General features: G+C 62.5%; 15 protein-coding genes. 8 read left to right on the top strand and 7 right to left on the bottom strand.

Features of this window, described 5'->3' with window-relative positions:
• Positions 1-45: 45 nt before the first annotated feature.
• The 3 genes from ACXYMS_RS10500 to ACXYMS_RS10490 all read left to right on the top strand — a co-directional run bounded on the left by ACXYMS_RS10500 (position 46) and on the right by ACXYMS_RS10490 (position 3695).
• The gene (locus ACXYMS_RS10500) at positions 46-1911 is read left to right on the top strand and encodes an ABC-F family ATP-binding cassette domain-containing protein (RefSeq protein WP_458906100.1); all 1866 of its coding nucleotides are present in this window, start codon (positions 46-48) and stop codon (positions 1909-1911) included.
• A gap of 99 nt (positions 1912-2010) precedes the next feature.
• A complete protein-coding gene (locus ACXYMS_RS10495) occupies positions 2011-2817 on the top strand; it encodes a DUF4344 domain-containing metallopeptidase (protein WP_458906098.1) in 807 nt (268 codons plus the stop codon).
• A gap of 56 nt (positions 2818-2873) precedes the next feature.
• Positions 2874-3695, top strand: coding sequence for a DUF4344 domain-containing metallopeptidase (locus ACXYMS_RS10490; RefSeq protein WP_458906097.1), 822 nt, complete (start codon positions 2874-2876; stop codon positions 3693-3695).
• A gap of 21 nt (positions 3696-3716) precedes the next feature.
• On the opposite strand, the gene ACXYMS_RS10485 is transcribed toward ACXYMS_RS10490, so the two are convergent.
• Positions 3717-4334, bottom strand: a complete 618-nt coding sequence (locus tag ACXYMS_RS10485) for a YitT family protein (RefSeq protein ID WP_458906095.1) — start codon at positions 4332-4334, stop codon at positions 3717-3719.
• Entirely contained in the window at positions 4331-4783 is a 453-nt protein-coding gene (locus ACXYMS_RS10480; RefSeq protein WP_458906094.1) for a DNA polymerase III subunit chi, read from the bottom strand. Before ACXYMS_RS10480 ends, ACXYMS_RS10485 begins: the two co-directional genes overlap by 4 nt.
• Before the next feature lie 172 nt (positions 4784-4955).
• Between ACXYMS_RS10480 and ACXYMS_RS10475 the strand changes: the two genes are divergently transcribed.
• From ACXYMS_RS10475 to rsmA, 5 genes are all read left to right on the top strand, one after another.
• On the top strand, positions 4956-6026 hold the full coding sequence (locus ACXYMS_RS10475) for an LptF/LptG family permease (RefSeq protein ID WP_458906092.1): 1071 nt from the start codon (positions 4956-4958) through the stop codon (positions 6024-6026).
• On the top strand, positions 6023-7096 hold the full coding sequence (locus ACXYMS_RS10470; RefSeq protein WP_458906091.1) for an LptF/LptG family permease: 1074 nt from the start codon (positions 6023-6025) through the stop codon (positions 7094-7096). The genes ACXYMS_RS10475 and ACXYMS_RS10470 overlap by 4 nt, the downstream gene beginning before the upstream one ends.
• 110 nt (positions 7097-7206) lie before the next feature.
• A complete protein-coding gene (locus tag ACXYMS_RS10465; protein ID WP_458906089.1) occupies positions 7207-8097 on the top strand; it encodes a peptidylprolyl isomerase in 891 nt (296 codons plus the stop codon).
• A 92-nt stretch (positions 8098-8189) separates the two neighbouring features.
• Complete coding sequence (gene pdxA, locus ACXYMS_RS10460; RefSeq protein WP_458906088.1) at positions 8190-9191, top strand: 4-hydroxythreonine-4-phosphate dehydrogenase PdxA; 1002 nt, start codon at positions 8190-8192, stop codon at positions 9189-9191.
• The gene (gene rsmA / locus ACXYMS_RS10455; RefSeq protein WP_458906086.1) at positions 9188-10039 is read left to right on the top strand and encodes a 16S rRNA (adenine(1518)-N(6)/adenine(1519)-N(6))-dimethyltransferase RsmA; all 852 of its coding nucleotides are present in this window, start codon (positions 9188-9190) and stop codon (positions 10037-10039) included. The genes pdxA and rsmA overlap by 4 nt, the downstream gene beginning before the upstream one ends.
• A 95-nt stretch (positions 10040-10134) precedes the next feature.
• Here rsmA and ACXYMS_RS10450 read toward each other — a convergent pair whose 3' ends face one another.
• The 5 genes from ACXYMS_RS10450 to fabF form a co-directional block, all read right to left on the bottom strand.
• Positions 10135-11379, bottom strand: a complete 1245-nt coding sequence (locus ACXYMS_RS10450) for an MFS transporter (RefSeq protein ID WP_458906084.1) — start codon at positions 11377-11379, stop codon at positions 10135-10137.
• 33 nt (positions 11380-11412) lie between these two features.
• Positions 11413-12027 (bottom strand): guanylate kinase, encoded by a 615-nt coding sequence (gene gmk, locus ACXYMS_RS10445; protein ID WP_458906082.1) that lies wholly within the window; start codon positions 12025-12027, stop codon positions 11413-11415.
• Positions 12028-12061: 34 nt separating this feature from the next.
• Positions 12062-12925: a YicC/YloC family endoribonuclease gene (locus ACXYMS_RS10440; protein ID WP_458906996.1), complete on the bottom strand. Its 864-nt coding sequence runs from the start codon at positions 12923-12925 to the stop codon at positions 12062-12064.
• Positions 12926-12942: 17 nt separating this feature from the next.
• Positions 12943-14067: an endolytic transglycosylase MltG gene (gene mltG, locus ACXYMS_RS10435; RefSeq protein ID WP_458906081.1), complete on the bottom strand. Its 1125-nt coding sequence runs from the start codon at positions 14065-14067 to the stop codon at positions 12943-12945.
• 169 nt (positions 14068-14236) lie between these two features.
• Positions 14237-15499, bottom strand: coding sequence for a beta-ketoacyl-ACP synthase II (fabF, locus tag ACXYMS_RS10430; protein WP_458906994.1), 1263 nt, complete (start codon positions 15497-15499; stop codon positions 14237-14239).
• Between the last annotated feature and the right edge of the window lie 12 nt (positions 15500-15511).

The following is a 15511-nucleotide window of genomic DNA, read 5'->3' as shown; positions in this document are numbered from 1 at the left end:
AGTTACGGGTCGCCATCCTGATCACCGGATCGGCGAGATTATGGCATGCTGACGATCAATAACCTGACCTATCGAATCCAGGGCCGCGAACTGTTTGAAGACGCATCGCTGGTATTGCCTGACGGGATCAAGGCCGGCTTTGTGGGCAAGAATGGCACAGGCAAGACCACGCTGTTCCACCTGATCCAGCAGCATATCGGCCCCGATGCCGGCTCGATAGAGGTCAACAAGAAGGCGCGGATTGGCGCGGTGGCGCAGGAAGCGCCGGCCGGCAGCGAAACCGTGCTCGACGTGGTGCTGTCCGCCGACAAGGAACGCACGGCGCTGCTGGCCGAGGCGGAGACAGCGACCGATCCGCACCGGATTGGCGACATTCACATGCGCCTGGCCGATATCGACGCCCATACGGCCGAGGCGCGTGCCTCATCAATTCTCAAGGGCCTCGGGTTCGAGCAGGACCGGCAGAATGCCCCGACCCGTGAACTGTCGGGTGGCTGGCGCATGCGCGTGGCGCTGGCGGCAGTGCTGTTTTCGCAGCCCGACCTGCTGCTGCTGGACGAACCAACCAACTATCTCGATCTCGAGGGCACGCTGTGGCTGGAAAAATACCTCGCCACCTATCCTTACACGGTCTTCCTGATCAGCCATGATCGCGACCTTCTTAACAAGGCGGTCAATTCCATCGTGCATCTCGAACACCGCAAGCTGACCTTCTACAAGGGCAACTACGACACCTTCGAAGCCACGCGCCGCATGCAGATGGAGCTCAACAACAAGACGCGCGAAAAAACCCTGGACCAGATCGCGCATCTGCAGAAATTCGTCGATCGCTTCAAGGCCAAGGCCACCAAGGCCAAGCAGGCCCAGGCGCGCGTCAAGATGATCGAGAAGCTCAAGCCCCCCGAGGCGATGTTCGACGAGCATGCGGCCCCGTTCCGCTTCCAGCAGCCCAAGGTGGAACTACCCACCCCGATGATCACGCTTGATGGCGTGTCCACCGGCTATGGCGACAAGGTGATCCTGAAAAACATCACCCAGCGCATGGACCCCGACGCCCGCATCGCGCTGATCGGCGTCAACGGCAATGGCAAGTCGACCTTCGCCAAGCTGCTGGCCGGCGATATTCCGGCGATTGGCGGCACCATGCGGATCAACAAGAAGCTGGAGATCGCCCATTTTGCCCAGCACCAGATGGACAAGCTCAAGCCCGAGCTGACGCCGCTGGAGCATGTCACCGAACTGATGCCGCTCGACAACGAGGCGAAGCGCCGGAGCCGGCTGGCCCAGATGGGGCTGACGACCAGCCGCATGGACACCAAGGCCAAGAACCTTTCAGGTGGCGAACGGGCGCGGCTGCTGATGGGGCTGATTACCTTTTCGGGGCCGTCGATGATGATCCTGGACGAACCGACCAACCATCTCGACATCGACAGCCGCGACGCCCTGGTCTACGCGCTCAACGACTATCAGGGTGCCGTGCTGATCATCAGCCACGACCGGCACCTGATCGAAGCCACATGCGATACGCTCTGGATTGCCGAGAATGGCACGATCCGCGAGCTGGACGAGGACCTCGACAGCTACCAGCGCAGCATTACCTCCAGCAAGGAGGGCAAGGGCGGCGGCGGTGGCGGTGCGCGTAAGGCCAGCAAGCAGGAGGCGGCTGCACGGCGGGCCGAGCTGGCGCCCCTCAAGAAGGCGATCTCCGACGCCGAGAACAAGATAAGCCGCCTCAAGACCGAGATCGACAAGGTTGAGGTGCAACTGGCTGACCCCAAGGTTTATGACGGTCCGCCGGACCGCCTGATCGCGCTGGGCAAGGACAAGGCCCGGTTCGGCGCCGACCTCGAAAAGCTTGAGGAGAAATGGCTTGAGCTCAGCTCGGAACTGGAAGAGGCCGAGCGGGCCTGAGCCGGGGCGGTAGGGTGACACTTTACTAATCTGGCGGGAACACGTTGACGGCGGCGCCGGGCTGGCCTTTGCTGCCGCTGAACATGCATGAGGCAAACCATGAAGCGCCTGTCTGCCCTGATCCTCGCCCTGGCGCTGACCCTGGCGGCCCTGCCCGTACAGGCGCTGGACCTCTCCGGCCTCAGCAAGCATGACCGCGCCGATACGCTGCGCTTTGCCGTCAACAACGGCCTGTTCACCCTCTATCACGAGATGGCGCATCTGCTGATCGACAAGCTGGCTCTACCGGTGCTGGGCAAGGAAGAGGATGCGGCGGACAATATCGCGACCTGGATATTGCTGGAACAAAGCACGCCCGAGGCCAATCAGACGCTCGAGGACGCCGCGCAGGGCTGGGTGCTCACCGGCCGCAGCTATGGCGACTATTTCGGCGATGACGACTATGCCTCGGGATACAGCCCCGATCGGCATCGGGCCATGCAGATCGTCTGCCTGATGGTGGGTGCCGATGGCGCTGCGTTCCGGCGCATCGCCAATGCCTATGACATCCCGTCCGAGCGCCAGCACACCTGCTTGTTCGACTATGAGCTCGTCGATCGGAGCCTGGGTGGACTGCTGGTCAAGAGCGCCTCCGGCACCCGGGTCGATGTGACCTATCATGATGGCGGGCATCGCTGGCAACTGGCCGAGCGGGTGTTTCGCGGCAGCGGGATATTTGATGACATCGCCGAGGAGCTGCGCAGGGGGTACCGGTTGGATGGGCGGGTCAAGTTCACAGCCCGGCGGTGTGGGGAATCCAATGCCTTCTACGACCCGGCGACAACCGAGATCATCTTCTGCTATGAGCTGATGGAGGATTTCATGCAGCTCTATGTGGATGACCTGCCACAGCGCAGCCGCGACTGATATCCAAGGGGCATTTTGTTCGGGAGCGGAGGGATACCGCTCCCTCGGGGATTTCCATGAAAGCGATGATGGCGGCACTGGCCGCGGTGATTCTGTGCGTGGGATTCCACGCTTCGGCGGCGGCGCAGGATGAAGACGATGTCATTCTTGGTGAGGCCATGACCTTCGCCCTGCACGATGCCGCCTTCACCATGTATCACGAGATCGGGCACATGCTGGTGGGTGAACTGGGCCTGCCGGTCCTCGGCAAGGAAGAAGACGCGGTCGATGCGCTGGCGACAATCTGGCTGCTCGAATTCGACGAAGGCGAGGACAGCTATGACGCCCTGATCAACGCTGCCGATGGCTGGTATTTCAATGCGGTCAATTCGACCGGCGCGGGGGTGGACGACTTTTCCTATTATTCAGATCATAGCCTCGATATCCAGCGCGCCTATGCAATGGTCTGCATGATGGTGGGCAAGGACCCCGAAGTGTTCGGAGAAACCGCCGACATCTATGAGATCGACGCCGATCGTCAGGAAGCGTGCAGCTACACCTATGATCAGGCGTTCTCCTCATGGATGACCCTGCTCGACCCCCATCTTATCAAGGATGACAGCGTCTCTGAGATCGAAGTTATCTATGAGGATGCCGGCGACTACGAGCATTTTGCACAGGCGTTGAAAGACTATCGGATCATGGAGTACGCCGCAGAGACTGTCGCTGCCAGCTTCGCCCTACCCCGCTCGGTGACGTTCCGCGCCACCCAGTGCGGTGAGGCGAACGCCTTCTACAATCCGAGCGCAGGCGAAGTGATCTATTGCTACGAGATGGCCGAGCACATGTTCTACATGTACCTTTACGACATCGTTGGATGGGGCGACACGGCCAACTGACCCCGCCCTTTCGAGCGATTATTAACTGAAACCGACATAGCGTCCCGGCCGGTGGTTGAGCGCGATAATCATGTTGAGCACCAACGCGCCCAAGATCGAATAGAGCACCCGGTCAAAGGGCAGCACGAAGAAGGCGATGACCAGGATCACGGCATCAACGCCGAGCTGAAAATAGCCGGCGCGGATGCCAAAGTTTTCCTGCAGGTAGAGCGCCAGGATATTTATGCCGCCCACGCTGGCCTTGTGACGGAACAGCGAGAGAATACCCAGCCCCATCAGTCCGCCACCCACGAGAGCCGCAAACAGGGGGTGGATCTGCTCGATGCCGATCCAGCCCGGGATCTGGCTGGTGAAGTACGACACAAGCCCCACGCTGGCGATGGTCTTGAGCGCGAAGGGCCAGCCCATGCGCCAGAAGGCCAGGCCGTAGAACGGCAGGTTGATGGCAAAGAACAGCCAGCCGAATGGAACGCCGGTGATGTATTGCAACAGCAGCGCCAGGCCGGCGCTGCTGCCGGTGGTCAATTGCACCTGCGCGTAGAAGGCAATGCCGAGTGACACCAGCATGGTGCCGATGAGAATGGCGAAGATATCTTCGTGCAGAAGGTGGCGGCTGGGCGTCGAGAGATCCGGGGTCATGCCTGTGCCTTGTTCACCCAACGGCCATTAGCGTCCTGCTGCCAATAGGTGACTTCATTTTCGGCTCGCAAGTCCCGGTAGGCAAGACGGGCCGCCGCCATGGCCTCGGGGTCGTGGCCCGAGAACAGGACGACGATGCGCTGATAACCCTCGCCCGACTTTGGGACGGCGCCATCGGCAAAAAAACGTACCGCTGCGCCATTGGGGTTGTCGTCGCCAGTAGTGATCAGGATCGGCTGATGGGCATCGCTGTCTTCGCCCGCCAGGCCATGGGCCAGGAAGCTGTCATCGCGATAGGTCCACAAATGCGCGTCAAGTGCCTCGGCGCGCTCACGCGAGCCCACTTCGACCACGGCGCGCCAGCCGCGCTCCAATGTCTTTTCCAAAAGCAGTGGAATGACCGCTTCGAGCGGTCGGGTTTCGAGGTGATAGAACAAGACTTCGGCCATGGAATTACTCTAACCGCGGCGCCGGTCTTTCGCCAGCGAGTCGCGCAGCGCTGTGTCCTGTCGCCGCCGATTTCGTGACCCCATGGGTGATTGTGCCGTGACGCGAACTACCGCAAGGTGCGCGCCGGCTGGCTTCCACCGGCAGAAACGACGGACTGGCGCACTATCCTTCATGAGACGACTGACAAGCTATCTGACGCGGCTGTTTGCCACCGATGCGCTGATCCTGTTCGGTATCGCGTGCTTCCTGTTGTGGCTGGTCAATTGCCTGCGCTCATTCGACGTAGTCTCGGTCAAGGGGCAGGGCTTTGGCACGCTGGCATTGCAGGCGCTCTACACCATGCCGCCGCTGGCGCTGTCGTTCTTCTATATCTGCGTCGGCATTGGCGTTGTCCGGGCTTTGACGGCGCTGCAGACAAGCCACGAACTGCACATCATCCACACCAGCAACGGGCTGGGGGCGCTGTGGCGCGCCATCGCCGTCACCTGCGGCGGTGCCATCGCGATGGTGCTGCTGCTAGCGCATGTGGTGGAGCCCTTGGCTAACCGGCAGCTCAACCAATTGTCCGCGGAAGTGGCGGCGGACCTTGTCAGTTCCACCCTCAAGCCCAATCGCTTCACCCAGGTAACCCCCGGGGTCATCCTGCTCATCGGCGGGCGCGCCGATGGCGGCGTCATCACCGAGTTCTTCGCCGACGACCGGCGCGACCCCGAGACCCGGCGGACCTATATCGCCGCTTCGGCACGCGTCCTGGGCGTGGACGATGACTATGTGCTCGAACTGCGCGACGGCACCTTGCAGTATTTCGAGAACGACGGACGCTATTCGGAAATCCGCTTTTCCCGCTACGACGTCAGCGTCGACAGCCTGGCCCAGCAGGCCCTGCGGGTCGACAAACTGGCCGAGACCGACAGTTTCGGGCTGATCGACCGGGCGCTCAATCAGACGGGGTGGGAACCGGACATTGTCAAGCGCCTGCTCGACCGTACGGCCGAGGGCCTGCGCGTGCTGGGCCTGGTCATGCTGGTCGTGGCCATTGCCGGGTTCCCGAGCGGCAACCGCATGCGCATCAAGCTGCCACTGGAAGCCATCGTCATGCTGCTGGCGTTCGGCGAACGTGGCATAAGTGCCTATAGCCCATGGGGCAGCGCGACTGGTGCGATAGTCCTCGTGGTACTGGCCAGCGCCCTGCTGGCCTATCGCCTGTGGCCACGTCATCCGACCGGGGTGGTCCCGGCATGATCAACCGCATCGACATCGTGGTGCTGGCACGGTTGTCGAGCCGCATCGCCGCCACGGTCTTCATCTTCTACGGGCTGATCGCGCTGGTGGAATCGCTCGACACGTGGCGCTTCACCTATGTCGCCGAGCAACACGGCCTGCACATGGCTATACTTATGGTCGCCATGAGTGCGGTGCGCTGGACCATCAAGACGCTGCCGGTGACCGTACTCATGGGCGCCATACTGGGCCTTATCGATCTCAAGATGCGGCATGAACTGACCGTCATCAAGACCAGCGGCATCTCGATCTGGCGCCTGTTGCGGGTGCCAGTGGTGGTGCTGATCGCCTCCAGTTTCCTGATCGTTCTTGGTGCCGAGACGTTGAGCACCCAGATCAACCGCGAACTGGCCCCGACACCACCCGGGCAGACAGCGCAATTGACGCCGCCGGGCGAAATCTGGCTCGAACAGCGCGGCGAAGGCGCCCATTACGTGCTCATGGCGCGCAGCATGACTCAGGGCGGCTCGACGCTGGCCGATGTGACCCTGTTCCACCTGGGGGAGAGCGACATACCCCGGCTCGAAGCCGCCGAAGCCATTCTCAAGGCCGGCCACTGGACCTTTCCCGTTGCCACGGTGCGCACCCCGGACAACCCCGCCCGGCAGGTGTTCGATACCAGAATACCGACCACCTCCAGCGCCGCCGAAATCAGCCTCAAGCTGGCTTCGACCGAGGACATGACATTTTTCGAGCTGGCCCAACTGTTGCAGCGCGGCGTGAGCGATCCGACCATCAGGTCGGCCACTGCCATGCGACTCATCAAACTGCTTGCCCTGCCCCTGGTGCTGACGGGTTCGCTCCTAATCGCCTTCGCGTTTACGGCCGGATACACACGCAACACCCAGTTCGGGCCTGCGGTTCTCTACGGCATGATCCTGGGCTTCCTGGTCTTTGTCATCACCGAAATGGCGGACCGGGCCGGCTCGACCGGTGTCCTCGATCCGGTGTTTGCTGCGGTCGGACCAGCCGTCGTCGCCATTGTCATCGGGGTGTCGGTGCTGTTGCACAAGGAAGATGGCTGGGCCTAGCTGCGTTGACCGATCCGGGTGGTATTCAGATTTTGGCCGTATTCATCGCCCAATTGACAGCGTGACCACAACGCCGCATTGAAGGCGTTAATCGAAAAGCGGACCAGATTATGACCCTTGCAGACCTACGGCGCGCCCTCGGCGCGATGTTCATCGGCCTCGCGCTGGCATTCGTGCCGGTCGTTCCGGCGATGGCAGCCACCGTTGTGACCGTGAACGGCGAGCCGATCAGCGACGTGCAAATCGACCAGCGCCTGCGCCTGTTCCGTATGGAAGGCAATAATACCGGCCGCAGCGGCGCCATGAAACAGCTGATCGACGAAGCGATACAGATCCAGGAAGCCAAGCGTATCGGGATCAACGTCTCCAATGCGCAGATTGACGAGGCGCTGCTGCAGATTGCCCGCAATCTCAGTGTCAGCCGCGACCGTCTGCAGCAGATGCTGCAACAGGGTGGCGTCAGCGGCACCACGCTACAGGATCGCCTGCGCGCCGCCATTGCCTGGAATGGTGTAATCGAATCCGCCGTTGCCCCGCAGGTGCAGATTTCCGAGCTGGAACTTGACCAACAGGCGGCCCAAAAGATCGCAGATTTCCAGAATTTCGACTATATCCTGAAGGAAGTGGTGTTCGTCGGTGGTGGCGGCCGTTCGGGTCAGGCGAACCAGTATCGCTCCAGCTTCGCAGGCTGCGACACGGCCGTCGAACTGTCAGTGGCCTACACCGATGTGGCAGTGGTTGATGTGGGCCGGCGCCATGCGACCCAATTGCCCGACGCGCTAGCCAAGGAACTGGCGGGGCTCAATGTGGGCGGCATCACCAAGCCGCGTGCTGTCGAGACGGGTCTTTCCATGCTGGCGGTCTGCGAGAAGGTGCAGGCCGAAGACCTGACTTTCGTCAAGGGCGGCCTGCGCGAGGATGTCGGTGGTGATGCGATGGCGCGGGAAGCCGATGCCTATATGGCGCGCCTCCGCAGCCAGGCCAAGATCATCTACCAGTAGGCTGTCGGCGCCTGCCGCGGCACGAGGCCCGGACGAATGGGGGGATTTTGCGGCCGCAGATCAGTGCGGCCGCACTGTCTTTGGGGGACAGGATGACCAAGCCGCTTGCCGTGACCATGGGAGAGCCGGCCGGCATCGGACCGGACCTGCTGCTTGTGCTTCACGCGCAGCGTGTCGAACGCAGCTTGCCGCCCTTCGTGGTCTTCGGGCATGTGGATTTTCTCAGGGCCCGGGCTCAGCGACTGGGACTCGATCTGGCCATCGAGACCTGCGACGTCGATGCCGCTACTGACATGTTCGCCAGAGCGCTACCCGTCGTGTCGGTTGCAGGCCGAGTTCAAGACACGCCCGGATTGCCCGATGAACACGCTGCCCAGGTGGTGATCAACGCCATTTCCGAGGCGGTACAGGCCACCATGAATGGCCATTGCCGCGCAGTAGTAACCGCTCCCATCCACAAGGCGGCCCTCTACCATGCCGGGTTTCACCATCCGGGGCACACTGAATTCCTGGCGGAGCTCTGCGCCTTCGGCGGCACGCCAAAACTGCCGGTCATGATGTTGGCGCATGAGGACCTGCGCGCCGTACCGCTGACCATTCATGTGCCGATCAGGGATGTGCCGGGGCTGATCAGTAGAACGTTGATCCTCGATACGCTGAGGGTCATATCTCATGACCTCAGGCAACGCTTCCACATCCCGGTGCCGCGCATTGCCGTAGCCGGCCTTAATCCCCATGCGGGGGAAGGCGGCACCATCGGCCGCGAGGATGTCGAGATCATTGGTCCCGCCATTGTCGATGCGCGTGCCGAAGGCATTGATGCGGTTGGTCCCCTGCCCGGCGACACGCTATTCTATCCGCCGCATTGGCGGCAATATCATTGCGTGCTGGCCATGTATCACGACCAGGCGCTGATCCCGATCAAGACCGTGGCGTTCGACGCCGGCGTCAATGTCACGCTGGGCCTGCCCATCGTGCGGACCTCGCCCGACCATGGCACCGCATTCGACCTGGCCGGCACCGGCAAGGCCTCTCCTTCCAGCTTCGCCGCGGCCATTGCCATGGCAGACCAGATGACAGCAGCAAAGCCATGAGTCAGATCGACAATCTCCCGCCCCTGCGCGAGGTGATCGCCACCCACGGTCTGAGGGCCAAGAAGGAGTTGGGGCAGAATTTCCTGTTTGATCTCAACCTGACAGCGCGTATTGCCCGGGTTGGTGGATCGCTTGAAGGCGTGCGGGTCATCGAAGTCGGCCCCGGTCCCGGGGGGCTGACGCGAGCCTTGCTGGCCGAAGGCGCACGCGAAGTGATTGCCATCGAACGCGACGCGCGGGCGCTGCCGGCCCTGGCCGAGATTGCGGCGGCCTATCCGGGCCGGCTCACCGTCATCGGCGGCGACGCCATGGACATGGATTACCGCCTGCTGGCAGACGGGCCCACGCGGATCATTGCCAACCTGCCCTATAATATCGGCACGCAATTGCTGACTGGCTGGCTGACCATGGAGCCCTGGCCGTCATTCTTTGAAAGCCTGACGCTGATGTTCCAGCGCGAGGTGGCCGAGCGCATCGTGGCCCAACCCGGCGACGACGCCTATGGACGGCTGGGCGTGCTGGCTGGATGGCGGGCAGAGGCGCGCATTGCCTTCAATGTGGGCCGCCAGGCCTTCGTACCGCCGCCCAATGTCACCTCCGCCGTGGTGCATCTGGTGCCCAGGCCAGTAGAAGCCGGACTGCCGGTGAAACTGGTGGAACAGGTCACCAAGGCCGCTTTCGGCCAGCGCCGAAAGATGGTGCGACAGTCCCTGAAATCGCTCGGCGTGCCGGTCGAGGGCCTGCTGGCGGCAGCCAGTCTGAAGGGCAATGAGCGCGCTGAGGATTTACCCATTGAGGCGTTTCTCGCCATGGCGCGGTCTCTGCCGGGCTTGCGGTCGGCCGGCTAGAGCCGTATCCATTTCGATTGAATCGACATGGGGCCCTAAGTCTTTGTAATGTCGTGATCGAACCGCAAAAGTCTGCAACTATTGCCGATCACCCTCTAGCTCGGCGGCAAGGGCTGAGCGGCCTTCTCCGGGGCTGGCAATGGCGCCACGAAGATCAGTCGGATCGCCACGAGTAGCGCCAGCAGGGCCGCACCGCCGCTGACCAGCATGACCCCGCCCCAGCCCCACGCCGTCCAGGCATAGCCGCCCAGAGTACCCAGAATCGATGCGCCGAAATAATAGGCGACGAGATACATTGCACTCGCCTGCGCCCTGCCCGTTCGCGCCCGTCGGGTAACCCAGGCGCTGGCGACGCCATGGGCGGCGAAGAACCCCATGGTGGCAATGGCAAGGCCAAAGATAATGGCGATGGTATCCGGGATCATGGTGATGCCCATGCCCGCACCCATCAAGGCCACAAGCACCCAGAATACCTTGCGGCGGCCCAGGCGCTGTGACAGCCCACCGGCCCAAGTGGAACTGGCGCTGCCCAGGAGATAGACCAGAAAGATCGCGGCAATGGCCGAATGGCTGAGCGAGAACGGCGGCAGGGCCAGGCGGAAGCCTGCATAATTGTAGAGCGTAACGAAGCCACCCATAAGCAGGAAAGAGGCGGCGAACAGCCAGGGCAGCGCCGCATCGTCAAAGCTGGCCCGGCAGCGCCGCCAGAGTTCGGGCAGGCTTATAGGATCCCGGACGAACTGGCGTGGGCGGGGCAGCAGGATTGCGACCGCCAGTACGGCCAGCACGATCAGCCCAGCAAGAATACCGGTGCCGACGCGCCAGCCAAGCCAGTCGGACAGGACGCCGGAGATGACGCGACCGGCCATGCCGCCGATGGCCGTGCCGCCGATATAGAGGCCCATGGAGAAGCCCAGGGCGTCGGGGTCCATTTCCTCGGAGAGATAAACCATGGCCACGGCAGGGATTCCTGCCAGCGAAATGCCCATCAGCGTGCGCAGAGTGATCAACTGCCACCAGACCTGGGCGAAGGGCAGGAGCATGCCCAGGAGTGCCGTGATGAACAAGGCGCCGATAATCAGCCGGCGGCGACCGAGACGGTCGGCGAGAAGGCTCGCCGGGGTCAATGCCAAAGCCATGGTGGCCGTGGTGGCCGAGAGCGCCAGCGAGGCGGTGCCCGCGTCGCGCACCCAATATTGGGCGAACATAGGCAGCAAGGGCTGCACCGAATAGAGCGAGGCGAAGACCGAAAACGCGGCGAGAAAGAAGGCGATATTGGCGCGCAAGAACGCGGGCGTGCCGCGCCGGATGGCGGGAGAGGAAGAGGCCGGTCCGGTCACGTTTCCTCCCTCACCCGTCGATTCAAGTCGCTCTCAAAGAGAGTCGATTTGGCTCTGCAAGTCTTTGACGAAGATCGCAAAATTGGTCTGGCGCTCGCGTTTGAGGCGGGCGGAGGCGAGAATCGACCGGACGTTCTGCACGGATTGCTCAAGATCGCGGTTGATGATGACATATTCGTATTCGTCAGCATGATCGAGTTCGATCCGCGCGTTGCGCAGGCGCTTTTCTATGGTGCCCACGCTATCTTGGGCGCGGCGCTCAAGCCGGGCGCGCAACTCTTCAATCGTGGGCGGCAGGATGAACACCGTTACCATGTCGTCGCGGCACTTTTCATAGAGCTGTAGGGTGCCCTGATAGTCGACATCGAAAAGGATGTCGTTGCCGGCGGCAAGCTGCTGCTCAACCTGAGCGCGCGGCGTACCGTAGAAATTGCCGTGAACCTCGGCAGATTCCAGCAGCCCATCATCAGCCTTCATGCGGTGGAAGGTTGGCACGTCGATGAAGTGGTAATGCGTGCCATCCACCTCGTCGCTGCGCCGGGCGCGCGTGGTCACCGAGACGGAGAGGCGGATATTGGGATCCTGCTGGAACAGAGAACGGGAAATCGAGGACTTTCCCGCGCCCGACGGGGAGGCAATCACCAGCATGACGCCGCGGCGCTGAAATTCCATTGTGTGCACTCTATTCGATGTTCTGAACCTGCTCGCGTAGTTGATCGATCGCCGCCTTGAGGTCAAGGCCGATGGAGGTGAGCTCCACCGCGTTTGCCTTGGAGCAGAGCGTATTGGCCTCGCGATTGAACTCCTGAGCCAGGAAATCAAGCCGCCGCCCCACCGGACCGCCCTCGCCGATGAGCTTGCGCGCCGCCGCCACATGGGCCCGCAACCGGTCGATCTCTTCCTGAATGTCGGCCTTGGTGGCAAGCAGCAGCGCTTCCTGCGCCAACCGGTCCTGGGGAAGGCTTATGTCGGCACTGAGCGCTGCAAGCTGTTCGCGTAACCGCGCCTCGACGGCGGCGCGTGAGCGGGACGGATGGGACTCGGCCTGGGCCACGAGGGCGGTGATGGCGTCGAGTTGGCCCAGCAGAACCGCAGCGATCTCGGCGCCCTCCTGCAGCCGCGCCGCCTTGAGGCGTTCGATGGCTTCAGCGGCACAATCCAGGATCAGCGCGGATTGCGCTTCTTCGTCCACCGCCCCTGCCCCATCGTCGACCTCCAGCACGCCGGGCAGCGCCAGGATGCCATCTAGGCGCGGTGGCGCCGAATCCACCTGTCGCAGTTCCTCGAGGGCTGCGATCACCGTTGCCAGCGCCTGGGCATTGACCCGGACGGCGCCACCATTAGCCCCGCGATCCAGAGTGGCGAGCAGGTTGATCGATCCACGAGTGAGGGCCCTGGACAGCAATTGGCGCAGCGGGATTTCGACCATGTCGAGCCCTGGCGCCACGCGCAGCCGCATGTCGAGCCCGCGCCCATTGACCGATTTGAGTTCGATACGCACCCGCAGATTTCCGGCCTGCCGCTCAGCGCGGGCAAAGCCGGTCATGCTGGAAAGGGTTGCGCTCACTGTCCGGTTTCGCCTTCCGCACCGGTCTGTCCGGCCTCCTCGGCTTCCAGCGCCTGTCGCGCCGCTTCCGCCTCTTCCTCGGCCTGCGCCGCTGCCTCGGCCGCTATCTCCCGATAGCGCGCTACATTTTCCTGATGCTCGGCATAGGTCTCCGCGAAGACATGGCCCTCGCGCGGGGTCGCGCCCTTGGCCACGAAAAAGAGATAGTCGTGGCTGTCGGGATTGGCGACGGCCTGCAAGGCCTCGATGCCGGGATTGGCGATGGGGGTCGGGGGCAGTCCGTCGATCTGGTAGGTGTTGTACGGCGTCTCACCCTCGATCTCGGAGCGACGGATACCGCGATCAAGCGTCGATTGCCCCAGGGTGATCCCATAGATGATCGTCGGGTCTGATTGCAGGCGCATGCCCTCGCGCAGGCGGTTGACGAAGACCGCGGCGATCTGCGGCCTTTCGGTGGCGACACCGGTTTCCTTCTCCACGATGGACGCCAGGATCAGCATTTCCGCAGGGGTTTCGAGCGGCAGGTCGGCCTGGCGGGTCTCCCAAATTTCCGCGAGCGCCTGGGTCATGGCCAGCTGCATCTTGTCGAGCACCGACTGGCGGGTATCGCCGGGCATATAGTCATAGCTGCCGGGCAGGATCGAACCTTCGGGCGGCAATTGGTCGATGGAGCCGGTCAGCCGGTCATCGGCATTTATCCGCTGGATGGCCTGCCAGACAGTCCAGCCCTCCGGCACCGTGACTGCATAGCGCAGGGGATTGCCCTGGGTCAGTTCCTTGAGGATCTCCGACATGCTGGCGCCGGCCGGAATGCTGAAATCGCCGGCCTTGACGATGGCGCTTTCCTCGACGCGGCTGCCAAACTGGCTGAAAATGAAGGAGTTGGTGATGAAGCCCTGCTCTTCGAGGCGTCCGGCCGTGGTCGAGAGCGTATTGCCGGTTTCGACCCGAAACACCCGTTCCTCGCGGGTGGGACCGTCACCATAGTACTGTGAGGCGACGTAGAACACACCGCCGCCAATGACGACCAGCGCGATGACCAGCAGCGTGAGCAGGCCGTTGAGGATATCGATCAGGCCGTTGCCCGAGCGGCGGCGGCGCCGGTTCCTGCGGTCGTTCATCTTAATTGTGTCACTCGCAATTGGGGTCGTGTGGGGCCGTATTCGGCCTTCATGTCATTGTTCTTGCGCCAAACTGTGGCGGGTCTGCATTGTTCGCAACCAAGCCGCGCAAAGACAAGGGGGCACATCGCTACCAAAGCGATGTGCCCCCTGAAATTCGTTGGAAATTCTAGCTGACCTTGCGCATTACCAGCGTAGCATTGGTTCCGCCAAAGCCAAAGCTGTTGGAGAGCGCCACGTTGATTTCCTTCTCGATCGGCTTGTGCGGCACAAGATTGATGGCGGTTTCAACCGAGGGGTTATCCAGGTTCAGCGTGGGCGGCGCGATATTGTCGCGCATGGCGAGCAGGCAGAAAATGGCTTCCACCGATCCGGCCGCACCCAGCAGGTGGCCAACGGCCGACTTGGTTGAGCTCATCACGGCCTTGCCTGCGGCATCACCCAAGACGCGGGTCACCGCACCCAGTTCGATCTCGTCGCCAAGCGGCGTCGAGGTGCCGTGGGCGTTGATGTAGTCGACCTCGGACGGAGAAATACCGGCCCGCTTGATCGCCGCGCTCATGGCGCGGAAACCACCATCGCCATCGGGCGACGGGGCGGTGATATGATAGGCGTCGCCAGAGAGACCGTAACCGCACACTTCGCCATAGATCTTGGCGCCGCGCGCCTTGGCTCGCTCATAGTCTTCCAGCACGACTATGCCTGCACCCTCGCCCATGACGAAACCATCACGGTCCCTGTCATAGGGTCGCGAGGCGGCAGTTGGATTGTCGTTGAAACCGGTGGAAAGTGCCCGCGCCGCCGAGAATCCGGCAAGGGCCAGACGATTGACGCAGCTCTCTGTGCCGCCTGCTACCATCACGTCCGCATCGCCCAAGGCGATCAACCGCGCTGCATCACCGATGGCATGCGCCCCGGTGGAACAGGCCGTCACGACCGAGTGGTTCGGCCCCTTGAGGCCAAAGCGGATGGAGACATGCCCGGAGGCCAAGTTGATGAGGCGGCCCGGGATGAAGAACGGGCTGATACGACGCGGACCCTTTTCATGCAGCGTAACGGAGGCATCATAGATGCCGCCGATGCCGCCGATGCCCGAACCGATCAGGACGCCGGTGCGCTCCTGCTCTTCCTGGGTCTTGGGTTCGACGCCCGCGTCCTGGATCGCCTGAGTGGCCGCAGCCATGGCATAGACGATGAACTCGTCGACCTTGCGCTGCTCCTTCACTTCCATCCAGTCATCGGGATTGTACTTGCCTTCGGCATAGTCACCACGAGGAATGAGATGGGCGATCTGGCAGGCAATATCATCGACCTCGAAGGCGTCGATGCGCTTGGCGCCGCTCTTGCCTGCGAGAATATTGGCCCATGAGGCCTCCACTCCGCAGCCAAGCGGCGTCACAAGTCCCAGTCCGGTTACGACGACTCGGCGCAATTCCATGGTCAG

Source organism: Devosia sp. CAU 1758, assembly GCF_054482695.1.
The sequence above is the reverse complement of the archived record's forward strand: the minus strand, read 5'-3'. Positions and strand labels throughout refer to the sequence as shown.

Coding starts and splice junctions, on each gene's coding strand:
- ACXYMS_RS10500 (WP_458906100.1), top strand. CDS start 46: ATGCTGACGATCAATAACCTGACCTATCGAATCCAGGGCCGCGAACTG.
- ACXYMS_RS10495 (WP_458906098.1), top strand. CDS start 2,011: ATGAAGCGCCTGTCTGCCCTGATCCTCGCCCTGGCGCTGACCCTGGCG.
- ACXYMS_RS10490 (WP_458906097.1), top strand. CDS start 2,874: ATGAAAGCGATGATGGCGGCACTGGCCGCGGTGATTCTGTGCGTGGGA.
- ACXYMS_RS10485 (WP_458906095.1), bottom strand. CDS start 4,334: ATGACCCCGGATCTCTCGACGCCCAGCCGCCACCTTCTGCACGAAGAT.
- ACXYMS_RS10480 (WP_458906094.1), bottom strand. CDS start 4,783: ATGGCCGAAGTCTTGTTCTATCACCTCGAAACCCGACCGCTCGAAGCG.
- ACXYMS_RS10475 (WP_458906092.1), top strand. CDS start 4,956: ATGAGACGACTGACAAGCTATCTGACGCGGCTGTTTGCCACCGATGCG.
- ACXYMS_RS10470 (WP_458906091.1), top strand. CDS start 6,023: ATGATCAACCGCATCGACATCGTGGTGCTGGCACGGTTGTCGAGCCGC.
- ACXYMS_RS10465 (WP_458906089.1), top strand. CDS start 7,207: ATGACCCTTGCAGACCTACGGCGCGCCCTCGGCGCGATGTTCATCGGC.
- pdxA (WP_458906088.1), top strand. CDS start 8,190: ATGACCAAGCCGCTTGCCGTGACCATGGGAGAGCCGGCCGGCATCGGA.
- rsmA (WP_458906086.1), top strand. CDS start 9,188: ATGAGTCAGATCGACAATCTCCCGCCCCTGCGCGAGGTGATCGCCACC.
- gmk (WP_458906082.1), bottom strand. CDS start 12,027: ATGCTGGTGATTGCCTCCCCGTCGGGCGCGGGAAAGTCCTCGATTTCC.
- ACXYMS_RS10440 (WP_458906996.1), bottom strand. CDS start 12,925: ATGACCGGCTTTGCCCGCGCTGAGCGGCAGGCCGGAAATCTGCGGGTG.
- mltG (WP_458906081.1), bottom strand. CDS start 14,067: ATGAACGACCGCAGGAACCGGCGCCGCCGCCGCTCGGGCAACGGCCTG.